Source organism: uncultured Thomasclavelia sp. (genome assembly GCF_944324745.1).
Taxonomy (GTDB): Bacteria; Bacillota_I; Bacilli_A; order Erysipelotrichales; family Coprobacillaceae; genus Thomasclavelia.
Genome location: NZ_CALUXO010000034.1, coordinates 17,894 through 28,622 on the forward strand (window position 1 = coordinate 17,894; position 10,729 = coordinate 28,622).

Consider the following 10,729-nt stretch of genomic DNA (forward strand, 5'->3'; position numbering starts at 1 on the left):
TGTTGTGAAAGCAACACTATTTTTATATAATTTTATCAGGTGATCTAAATGCAATATCGAATCAAAGAAGTTTCCAAGTTAATAGATGTACCAATAGATACATTACGCTATTATGAAAAAATTGGGGTTATATCTCCTAAAATCGATGAAAAAAATCATTATCGTTATTATGATGCCTGGGATATTAATTTTTTATTAGAATATATGTATTATCGTAAAATGGATTATTCGACTAAAGAAATATTAAAATTTATTCATCAGGCCTCTTTAGATGAACAAATTAAGTTTGTAAAGGAAAAACAAGAATACTACCTCGAAAAATATAATTATTATGATTTGCTGCTAAAAAGAAATCATCGTTTTATTGACTCATTAGAAAAGATTAACCAGGAATTAAATTCAATTCAAATAATATCATCAAATGCCTATCATTATCTAGCATATCGCCATAATTATCAATTTAATCAACGTCAGGAACTACATAATATCACTTCCTCATGGTTAAAAAAATATCCGTTTGTTGATGATCTAGTCTTAATTCCTCAAGAAGTAATGTTAAATCAAGAAGCTAATGAATATTATTGGTGTTTTGCCATTCAAAGTCAATATTTTCAAATGATGAAGTTATCTAAAAATGAATTTGTTAAAACGATTCCGCAACAAACTTGTATTCGCACGATTGTAGATGCTAAAGAACAGGGGATGTTTCATTATAATTTATTGGATCATGTTATGACTTTTATTAAAAATCATAATTTTCAATTAACTGGTGATCCGTTTGGGATTTTACTAATTCGTACTCATGAAAATGGGACATTACATCGTTATATTGAGTTTTTTATACCGATTAAATATTAAAACCTGATTTTATCAGGTTTTTGTCATTTATATAGATTTTCATCAACCATGTAAATGGTTTGAATAGCTTTGGTTATCGCTTCTTCAAAATCAAATTTTCCTTTTTTTATACACCACATTGTCTCAAAACCAGTAAAAGCATAACTTAAATTAATATAAAGATCATAAGCATTGCTTTTATTTAAAAACTGATTAGCTTCTTGTCCTTTTTTAGTAATTGCTAAACAAATCTCTGAAAAATCATTACGAAAATCAAAACTTCCCTGATCATTATCAAGGTTGATTTTAAACATTTGACTGATGATATCAAATCCAGCTTCTTGACTTTGTTTAACTAATGAAAGAAAACATAGTAATATTTGCTCATAGTAATTATTGGCAAGAATTAGCTTGGGGACATTATTTGATATTTCCTGGGTAATATTGTCATATAAATTAATAATAGTTTCTTCTTTGTTTTTAAAATATTTATAGAAAGTGGGTTTAGTAATGTTTGATTCTTGGCAAATGTCTTGAATAGTAACATTATTAAATCCCTTTTTTTGATATAGTTTATAAGATTGTTTTAATATTTTTTCTTTTGTTGTCATGGAATCACCTAAATATATTATAGCTAAATTGAATTAGAAGTAAATTGTTTATTTTGAAACCCTTTACATTTACCATAGTAAATGTTATACTTTACTTAAGTAAAGTTAGTAAAGGAGAGACGGCAATGAAAAATGTATTATTCGACAAAACTTATATTGGTAAAATGAAATTAAAAAATCGTATTTTTATGTCACCAATGGGAACAACTGGTGAAGCTGATGGTGCTTATAATATCGATGCTATCAATTATTTTATGGAAAGAGCCAAAGGGGGAACTGGTTTAATTATTACTGGGGCTAACGTTGTTTCTACTAAATATGAACCACGTCCTTGTACCGAATTATCAGATTTCCATCATGTTGAAAGATTAAATATGTTGATTGATCGTTGTCATCATTATGGGGCTAAAGTTTGTGTTCAATTGTCTCCAGGATTAGGAAGACAACAATTTACCGATCCTTTTACACCTCCTTATAGTGCTGGTAGTGTAGGGTCATTCTGGTTTCCAGATTTAATTTGTAAACCATTTGCAAAAGAAGATATTAAATACTTGGTTGATAAAGTAGGTTATTCAGCTTCACTAGCAGTTATGGCTGGTGCTGATGCAGTGGAATTACATGCTTATGGTGGTTATTTGTTGGACCAATTCCAATCTAAACAATGGAATAATCGAACTGATGAATATGGTGGTTCTTTAGAAAATAGAATGCGCTTTACTCTAGAATGCATTGAAGCTATTAAAAAGAACGTTCCAGATAGTGTTCCAGTATTAGTTAAATTTACTCCTGATCAAAGAGTTAAAGGATTTAGAGAATTAGATGAAGGTATCGAAATGGCTAAGATCTTAGAAAAAGCTGGAGTCGATGCCTTACATGTAGATACTGGGTGTTATGAAGAATGGTATCAAGCTATCACCACAGTTTATTCTAAACCAGGACATAAATTAGATGTTCAAAAAGCAATTAAAGATGTTGTAAAGATTCCAGTATTAGGTGATGGTAAATTATTTGATCCAAAATTAGCTGAAAAAGTAGTAAATGATGGTATTTTAGATTATGTCGGATTAGGACATGAGATGTTAGCTGATCCACATTGGGCCAATAAAGTTAAACATGATCAATTGGAAGATATTACACCTTGTGTGGGATGTAACGAATGTTTATTAGCTGGATTTAGTGGAAAACACTATTATTGTGCTGTTAACCCTACTTGTTATGCTGAAAAAGAATATGCACTACCAGCTGATACTGGTTTAAAACGAAAAGTATTGGTAATTGGTGGGGGACCAGCAGGAATGGAAGCTGCAATTACGGCAAGACGCCGTGGTTTTGAAGTAGATTTATGGGAAAAAGATAGCAAACTAGGTGGTATGCTATGGCCAGCTGGAGGACCTGATTTTAAAGCTGATGTTTTAAAATTAATCAAATATCTAGAAACTCAATGTCATAAAATAGGTGTTAATATTGAATTAAATAAAGCAGCAACTCCAGATAATATCAAAGGTCTAGATTATGATCGAATTATTTTAGCTACTGGTGCTAATCCAGCAAAACCACCAATTGAAGGTATGGAAAAGACAGTTTTAGCAACAGATTATTTAACTCATCAAGCTACAACTGGTAATGATGTTGTTATTATTGGAGCTGGATTGGCTGGTACTGAAGCTGCCTGTGATATAGCTGGACAAGGTAAAAATGTTACTTTGATTGAAATGCTTCCAGATATTTTAGCACTAGCTAATCACTGTTTAAATAATGACCAGCATTTACGTAATATGGTTAAAGACCGTGGAGTTCATGTAGTGGCTGGAGCTAAAGTAACTAAAATTACTGATGATACTGTTACTTATGAAAAAGATGGTGAAGTTAAAACTATTAGCTGTGACACAGTATTAAATGCAGCCGGATTTAAACCTAATAATCAATTAGAAGACTTACTAGAAGATGAGTATGATGATAAAGTAGTTGTTGTCGGTGACGCTGTATCCCCTCGAAAAATCTTAACAGCTATTCATGAAGGATATCATGCTATTAGAGTAATGGAATAGAAGCTTTGATCAAGCTTCTTTTTCTTTTGGCGATAACGAAGTTATTTGATGTTTATTTGATAGAATGTTAAAATAATTATAAGAATATCATTATAATAGAAACATTTTAAAAGAAAAGAGGGTTGATTATGAGTGAAGAAAATGCTACAGCAAGTTTTGATTTTAAAGCTTGGATCTTAGATCATCATAGTGAAGATTATCAAATAGAAGTTGTTAGTGATGAAACGATCAAGTTAAAAACTGATTATGGGGAAGCAGAAATTTATTTTTATTAAAATTGAAGATAGTTTGATCGTAGAATTTAAAATCTTATCTAAAAAAGATGATTCCGTTAAGTTTTATTTGCATTTTGAATTGAAAGAAGAAGAACATGCTAAGCAACTATATAATGAAATGATCGAAACCTTAATTGGTTTAAAAGAAGAAAAGACTTTACAAGTATTACTTTCATGTTCAGCAGGTTTAACGACATCAATGTTTGCCGAAAATTTAAATTCTGTTGCTGAGATGTTAGGGCTGGATTATCATTTTAATGCAGTATCATATTTAAGTATTTATGAAGAAGTTGAAAAATATGATGTTGTTTTGATTGCACCGCAAATAGGCTATATGTTAAAACGTCTGCAAGAAAATTTACCAGAAAAACTGGTATTACAGATTCCTACAGCTATTTTTGCTGCTTATGATGCATTAGAAGCCCTAAAATTTGTACAAGCTGAAGTAGAAAAATTTTATGCTAGTAAACAGGAAGTTAAAACTAAAAAGAAAAAAGAAGGTAGCCATTGTGTTCAGTATGAAAAAAGAATCTTGTCAATTGTTATTTCAGTAAATCGGGCACAAACGAGAATTTATTATCGTTTAAATGATAAATGTGAAATTATTGATAGTAATTTGATCATTAAACAAACAATGAATATTTATGATCTATATGATATTATTGATACTGTTCTTTTAAAACACCAATATATTGATGTTATTGGTATTGCTACTCCTGGTATGATTCGTGGTGATAATCAATTACGCAGTTCAACTAATGAACAAAATATTGATTTGAAAAAAGATTTTGAAGATAAATATGGCATTGAGGTATTTGCTTATAATAATGCTAATGCGGCTGCAGTTGGTTTTGCTTTAGAACATCCTGAATACAAAAATATTGTTTTCCATTCCCAACCATTTGGTTATGGAGTGGGAGGACAGGGAATAATTTTAGATAATAAACTGATTACTGGTAAAAACGGAATTGCCGGTGAAGTCAGGTATTTTATTCATCGAATGCAGTTTTCTGATGATATTCAAAAATTGGCTTGGAATGAACAAGGGGTATTAGAGTTAGTAACTAAATCATTATTACCAGTTGTTTGTACCGTTGGCCCTGAAGCGATTGCTGTTTTTTCACCATTAACGCCAGATATGGATGAAATTAAAAATAAACTGAATTCATTTATTCCAGCTGAATTTATGCCTGAATTTTATTGTGTTAAAGAAATCAGCTCTTATTTGCTTGATGGAACAACTAAATTATGTGTTGAGGATATAAAAAAGGATAAAGTAGAGACATCTAATTAGGATGTCTTTATTTTTTGTAAACACAATTTACAAAAAAATTGTGATAAATGTTTTTATTTAGAAATTGAATTTTAAATTAGAAGACGATTATTTTATTACCAAATATTTTTTGATATTCTTTCTTTGAAAGGAGAAAGAGTATGGAAGGTGTTTTAAAAAAAGTAGAAGCAAACAGTTTATTGAAATGGTATCGTAATAGTTATTTAAGCTATTTTTTAATGTATAATTTTTATTACCTATCTTGGGCATTATTTAGTGCTTTGATTTCAGTTTATTTAATGGATAAGGGATTTAAGGCTAGTGAAGTATCCCTGGTAGTTTCTATGTCCTTTTTGACATCATTAATTTCTCAGCCAATTATTGGTCAGTGGAATGATAAATATGATCTTAAAAAAGTCAATACAGTTTTATTTTTTATTGCTGCTATCGGTGGTTTGATTTTCATGGTATCAAATAGCCTGTTGATGATTGCTGCTAGTTATAGCGTTGTTTTAATGATGATCAATGGGGTTAATCCAATCATGGAAAAAGTGGCTACAGCTTCACCCTATCAATATGGCAAAATTAGAATTTGGGGAACGATTGGTTATGCGTTAGGTTCACAACTAGCTGGAATTCTATATGCAGTAATTTCACCACAATCATTATTTATTGTATTTGTTTTTACGATGTTTTTATGTATTATTGGATTATTAGGAACTAGTCCGAACATGGAAACTAATAAAGTTGTTGCATCTGAAAAAGTAAGCACTTGGAATTTAGTCAAGAACAAAAAATATCTGTATTATTTAGGTATTTGTGCTATCTTTTATGGTGTTACTAATATGTCAAATACTTTTATTCCCTCAATGCTGACAGATAAAGGATTAGATGTAGATATCGCTTCAACTATTTTATCAATTGCGGTATTTTGCGAAGCTCCACTTGTATTATTATCAAGTAAATTTATGGATAAAATATCTAATAAGATGTTGTTATTAATTGCAATAAGCATGGTCTTAGTTCAATGTGCTGTTTATGGTTTTGATTTACCAATGATTTTTATCATTTTAGTTACATTGATGGCTAAACATCCGGCTGGAATGTTATATATCATGATTAATTTAAAAGTGGTGAATACTTTAATAGATGAAAGACAGCAGATTACTGCTTTGGCTTTTGTAGCAACTTTAAAAAATCTAGTTGCAATAATTTTTCAAAATATCGCTGGTCAAATTCTTGATGTTACTACTTATTCAAATCTATATTTAATCTGTACTGGTTGTATGATCGTTGCTTTAATATTAGTTATCTTCTTTAAAATAAGCAGTGGTAATGATAAAAAATTATTTAATTAAAAGATATGTTTAATAATATCCAGTAATTAATTATAATAATAAGAAGAAAGCTGGTGATAAAGATGATTAAAAATCAAACTGATTTATTAAAAGCAATTGAAAAATATGGTTTCTTGCCATTATTTAAAAATGATATACCAGGTTTTTCGGTTGAAGAAAATACTGATCCTAATATCTGGTTTAATGATGATGTTGATGGTCCCTGGGAATGGAAAGGCCCATTAGCTGCCAGCAAGAAATGTGTTTATGGTAAATTTTTTAATAAAAAGACAGGGTTTATCAGTATGGATTGGTTTGGATATTTTTTGAATTATCGTCGTGATGGGTATGATTTTGATGCACGTTTTAATGATCACTTAGCTTCATATAATGATCAGTATATTTATGATATCGTAGCTAAAAATAAATATCTGTCATCAACCTCACTAAAACATTTAAGTGATCACCAAAAGGGGTTAGAGACCATAATTACTAGATTGCAGATGCAAACATATGTTATTATTGCTAATTTCGAGTATAAATATGATAAAAATGGTAATCGTTATGGGTGGGGAATTGCTGAGTATAGTACACCAGAATATTTATTTGGAGAAGATTTTGTTTATGATGCTTATAAAGTTTCAGTTTCAAAATCATACCAAAAAATTAGACAACATTTACAAACTGTATTACCTCATGCTACTGATAAACAGATTAAAAAGATAATTGGATAAAAAATTAATAATTTTAAGACTCCGTAATATATGAATTTCGGAGTTTTTTTCTTTATAATATTTAAATGAAAATTGTTATCAAACAATATAAATTAATGTAAAAAAATGTGGGATTCAATGAATGATTGAATTACTAAATAATTATTCAACTAAATCATGATAGGAATTAATTATTTTAAAAATTAAAATATATATGAGGGATGAAAAATGTTAGATTATAAAAAAATAGGATTATATTTACTTGAAAAAAGAAAATTAAATATGTTAACGCAAAAACAATTAGCTGATCAGCTATGTATTTCTTTTCAAGCAGTCTCTAGATGGGAAAAAGGTTTATCAATACCATCGGTAGATTTGTTGAATGATTTAGCTAAGATATTTCATGTAACGGTTGATGAAATATTAAGGGGTGAAGATAACTGGCCATTATTTTCATATCAACAATCTGGTGTTGACGTAACTAAAATAGATATTATTAATAATAATCTAAAAAATATTATTAATAAATATCCTTATAATCATGCGTTTAGAGGGGCAACTTATGATCTTTCTAGTAAAACGTTTGCTAATAACCCTCAAATAGTTTCCAAAGTACAAGAACCAGTTACCAAACAATTACTTGCCTTTGAATATGGCTATATTAATGAATTGATTGAAGATATAATTTTTACTTTGATTAATGACATATTGATGATTGGAAGTATACCGCTTTTTATAACAATAAATATTATTGCCGATAACTTGGATAGAAAGTTTTTAGAAAAGATAATTAGAGAATTTTATGTCAAAGCTAGTGAACATAAAATTATGTGTTTAACTGGACAAACATCAATTAAGCCACAATCACTTTATTCACGTCAATGTCTTATCTCGACAACAATCACTGGAATTGTAGACGATACTAGGGCGATAGATACAAACAATATTTGTGAAAATGATATAATTATTGCTATTAATTCTAACGGATTGCATCATTATGGATATTCTTTAATAGCTACGCTAATGAACAGTATTCCAAAAATAAAGAATGAAACAATAAATGGTAATAGCTTTATTGAAGAAATTATGAAACCTCAATTTTGCTATTATGATTGTTTGAATTATTTAATCGATCAAAAGATGGTAAAAGGATTGGTTAATATTACTGGTTGCGGATTTCCAAGAAATTTAAAACGAGTTATTCCAGATCATCTCTGTGCCTGTATCGATCTAAGTAAAATTAAAATACCGGAAATATTTCATTGTTTAAAATCTTATTTAAAGGTGAGTGACTTTGAAATGCTAAACACCTTTAATTGTGGGGTAGGATATATCGTTATTATATCACCAGATCAAAAGAAGCGAGTTATTGATCATATTGGTAAAGATTTTCAATGTCAGCAGATTGGGATAATTAAAAAAGGTTCTAAACGAATTGATTTGTATAATCATTTAAACTGGAGTAAGTACTGAGAAACTTCTATTAAAATAGGAGGAAATACTAAATGAAAATACTAATAAGTGATTTAGATGGTACTATATATAGAAATAAAAAAGTTTCTTTTCAAGATATAAATGCGCTTAATAAATTTACTAATAGCAATACGTTAGTGATTGCAACTGGAAGAAATAGTAATACTTTTAGTTTCTTTGCTAATCAATATAAGCTTGCTTATACATATGTTATCTTGTGCAATGGTGCTTTGATACAAGATCAAAATCAACAAACGATTTTAAAACATGCTTTCAAACAGAATGAAGATATTTCACGAATATTTAAAATATTAGATTTATTCAAAGATGAATCAATATGTGTCAGTTTGTCATTTGAAAATAGCACTTTTTATATCCCAAAATGGAAATCTGAATCTTATGAACATGTGATGGCTAATTTGGAATATGAAGTTATAGGAATATGTTTAGAAATTATTGATAAAAATGAAACAATAATTAATGCTATTTATAAACAACTATTAAAGATTACAACATTGAATATTGAAAAAAACAATCAGTATATAGATATTTTACCTGAAGGTGTCAGTAAAAAAAGTGCCATAGAAGAATTGATTGATATTAATAAATGGGATAAAGATAGTATACATGTAATAGGTGATTCTTATAATGATTTATCGATGTTTGAAATTAATGATAATAGTTTTATGATTAATAATAATATAGAAGAACTAAATAGTAATGCTAATAATGTTGTTGATTCCATATCTGATTGTATAGCAATGATTAATAATGAATAATTTTATAGCCAAAATCATTAAAAATGATTTATTAAATATTATAAGATTAGGGTTTGTAAATTTATCAGCAATTATGGTTGTTATGTCAATATTAACCCTAATCATTAATTTTCCTGTTGAATCAGTAAATAATTTTCTTAAAGAAATTATTGGAACTACATTTTATAATATTATTTGTTATGTTAGTAATACGTTTTATAATCATATAGCTTTGTTTGTGGTCATATCAATAAGTTATCAAGCCTGCCAACAATATCAGTTACATATTATTAATGGTATAGTAGTATCATTACTGAGTTACTTAACGTTTTGCCCAGTTTCAATCTTTAAACAAAATGAGGTAATAGAAGTAGTATGGTTAAATAGTAATAATATATTTTTCGCTATTATTATTGGAATATCGATACCTTTTCTTTTACAGCGACTCAGATTGTTGGATAGTCGTTTAGAATTATCTTTAGCAGTACCGAATGATATTGTTGATAGTTTTAAAATGCTTATACCTGATATTTTTATACTAGTTTTTGTTCTGATAATGAATTTCATTGTCAATAGTATTTTTAAAATGAGTATTCTTGAATTAATTCAGTTAATTATAACTCAACCATTAAATTATTTAGGGAGCCATCTGTTTTCTTTAATTATTGTTAATTTTGGAATTAGTTTATTTTGGTTTTTTGGATTTAATGGGTCGTATATTTTTAATTCGGTTATGACACCAATACTGATGACTTTTTCGATTGAAAATTTAACGTCAAGTAATTTAGGAAATACTCCAACTCATATTATTACATATAGCTTTCAAACTTTTTATACTCATTTAGGTGGTTGTGGTTCTACGTTAGCATTGATCTTAGCTTTAATTATTTATGATAATCATTATCGTAAAATTGCTCAAATATCTTTAATACCATCGTTATTTAACATCAATGAACCGATTATATATGGGGTGCCGGTTATTTTGAATAAGATATTATTTATACCGTTTATCATCTGTCCGGTAATTAATACAATATTAGCATATTTTAGTATGTATTTTGGTTTGGTCAAATATACAAATGGTATTCAATTGCCATGGACAACACCGATTTTTATTTCTGGTTTTTTATCTTCTGGTATTTCGGGAATGTTATTGCAGTTATGTTTATTGATTATTGATATTTTGGTATACATCCCCTTTATCAAAAAAATGAAAAACAATTAATATATTTAAAAATTTAAATAGTGTTGCTTAAATATTGGCAACACTATTTTGTATTAAAGCAATAAATGGAGTGAGTTTATTTTTGTTTACTTTTAAATAAGAAAGATAATACATCATTTTCATTTGTTGATCACAAATAGGGATTAAAACACGATTAATTCCATCATTTCGATAATGTT

The 10,729-nt window shown here is 28.3% G+C and carries 10 protein-coding genes; 9 read left to right on the forward strand and 1 reads right to left on the reverse strand.

Annotation, left to right across the window (positions count from 1 at the left end):
• The first annotated feature begins 48 nt into the window (after positions 1-48).
• Positions 49-858, forward strand: a complete 810-nt coding sequence (locus Q0K54_RS03460) for a MerR family transcriptional regulator (RefSeq protein ID WP_294578463.1) — start codon at positions 49-51, stop codon at positions 856-858.
• Between the two features lie 23 nt (positions 859-881).
• On the opposite strand, the gene Q0K54_RS03465 is transcribed toward Q0K54_RS03460, so the two are convergent.
• Entirely contained in the window at positions 882-1,448 is a 567-nt protein-coding gene (locus tag Q0K54_RS03465) for a TetR/AcrR family transcriptional regulator (RefSeq protein ID WP_294578464.1), read from the reverse strand.
• Positions 1,449-1,573: 125 nt separating this feature from the next.
• Between Q0K54_RS03465 and Q0K54_RS03470 the strand changes: the two genes are divergently transcribed.
• From Q0K54_RS03470 to Q0K54_RS03505, 8 genes are all read left to right on the forward strand, one after another.
• A complete protein-coding gene (locus Q0K54_RS03470; protein WP_294578466.1) occupies positions 1,574-3,496 on the forward strand; it encodes an NAD(P)/FAD-dependent oxidoreductase in 1,923 nt (640 codons plus the stop codon).
• Positions 3,497-3,624: 128 nt separating this feature from the next.
• Positions 3,625-3,771 carry a hypothetical protein gene (locus Q0K54_RS03475; protein WP_294578467.1) on the forward strand — a complete coding sequence of 49 codons (147 nt, stop codon included), beginning with the start codon at positions 3,625-3,627 and terminating at the stop codon, positions 3,769-3,771.
• Positions 3,743-5,065 carry an ROK family protein gene (locus Q0K54_RS03480; protein ID WP_294578468.1) on the forward strand — a complete coding sequence of 441 codons (1,323 nt, stop codon included), beginning with the start codon at positions 3,743-3,745 and terminating at the stop codon, positions 5,063-5,065. The genes Q0K54_RS03475 and Q0K54_RS03480 overlap by 29 nt, the downstream gene beginning before the upstream one ends.
• 140 nt (positions 5,066-5,205) lie before the next feature.
• Positions 5,206-6,402 carry an MFS transporter gene (locus Q0K54_RS03485; RefSeq protein WP_294578469.1) on the forward strand — a complete coding sequence of 399 codons (1,197 nt, stop codon included), beginning with the start codon at positions 5,206-5,208 and terminating at the stop codon, positions 6,400-6,402.
• Between the two features lie 62 nt (positions 6,403-6,464).
• Entirely contained in the window at positions 6,465-7,115 is a 651-nt protein-coding gene (locus Q0K54_RS03490) for a hypothetical protein (protein WP_294578470.1), read from the forward strand.
• 207 nt (positions 7,116-7,322) lie between these two features.
• Positions 7,323-8,567, forward strand: coding sequence for a helix-turn-helix domain-containing protein (locus tag Q0K54_RS03495; protein WP_294578471.1), 1,245 nt, complete (start codon positions 7,323-7,325; stop codon positions 8,565-8,567).
• Positions 8,568-8,599: 32 nt separating this feature from the next.
• Positions 8,600-9,346, forward strand: coding sequence for an HAD-IIB family hydrolase (locus tag Q0K54_RS03500; RefSeq protein ID WP_294578472.1), 747 nt, complete (start codon positions 8,600-8,602; stop codon positions 9,344-9,346).
• Positions 9,339-10,550 (forward strand): PTS sugar transporter subunit IIC, encoded by a 1,212-nt coding sequence (locus tag Q0K54_RS03505; protein WP_294578473.1) that lies wholly within the window; start codon positions 9,339-9,341, stop codon positions 10,548-10,550. Before Q0K54_RS03500 ends, Q0K54_RS03505 begins: the two co-directional genes overlap by 8 nt.
• Positions 10,551-10,729: the final 179 nt, after the last annotated feature.

Bases quoted from the DNA above. Each gene is read 5' to 3' on its own strand.
- Q0K54_RS03460 (WP_294578463.1), top strand. From the start codon at position 49: ATGCAATATCGAATCAAAGAAGTTTCCAAGTTAATAGATGTACCAATA.
- Q0K54_RS03500 (WP_294578472.1), top strand. From the start codon at position 8,600: ATGAAAATACTAATAAGTGATTTAGATGGTACTATATATAGAAATAAA.
- Q0K54_RS03490 (WP_294578470.1), top strand. From the start codon at position 6,465: ATGATTAAAAATCAAACTGATTTATTAAAAGCAATTGAAAAATATGGT.
- Q0K54_RS03495 (WP_294578471.1), top strand. From the start codon at position 7,323: ATGTTAGATTATAAAAAAATAGGATTATATTTACTTGAAAAAAGAAAA.
- Q0K54_RS03480 (WP_294578468.1), top strand. From the start codon at position 3,743: ATGGGGAAGCAGAAATTTATTTTTATTAAAATTGAAGATAGTTTGATC.
- Q0K54_RS03485 (WP_294578469.1), top strand. From the start codon at position 5,206: ATGGAAGGTGTTTTAAAAAAAGTAGAAGCAAACAGTTTATTGAAATGG.
- Q0K54_RS03475 (WP_294578467.1), top strand. From the start codon at position 3,625: ATGAGTGAAGAAAATGCTACAGCAAGTTTTGATTTTAAAGCTTGGATC.
- Q0K54_RS03465 (WP_294578464.1), bottom strand. From the start codon at position 1,448: ATGACAACAAAAGAAAAAATATTAAAACAATCTTATAAACTATATCAA.
- Q0K54_RS03470 (WP_294578466.1), top strand. From the start codon at position 1,574: ATGAAAAATGTATTATTCGACAAAACTTATATTGGTAAAATGAAATTA.
- Q0K54_RS03505 (WP_294578473.1), top strand. From the start codon at position 9,339: ATGAATAATTTTATAGCCAAAATCATTAAAAATGATTTATTAAATATT.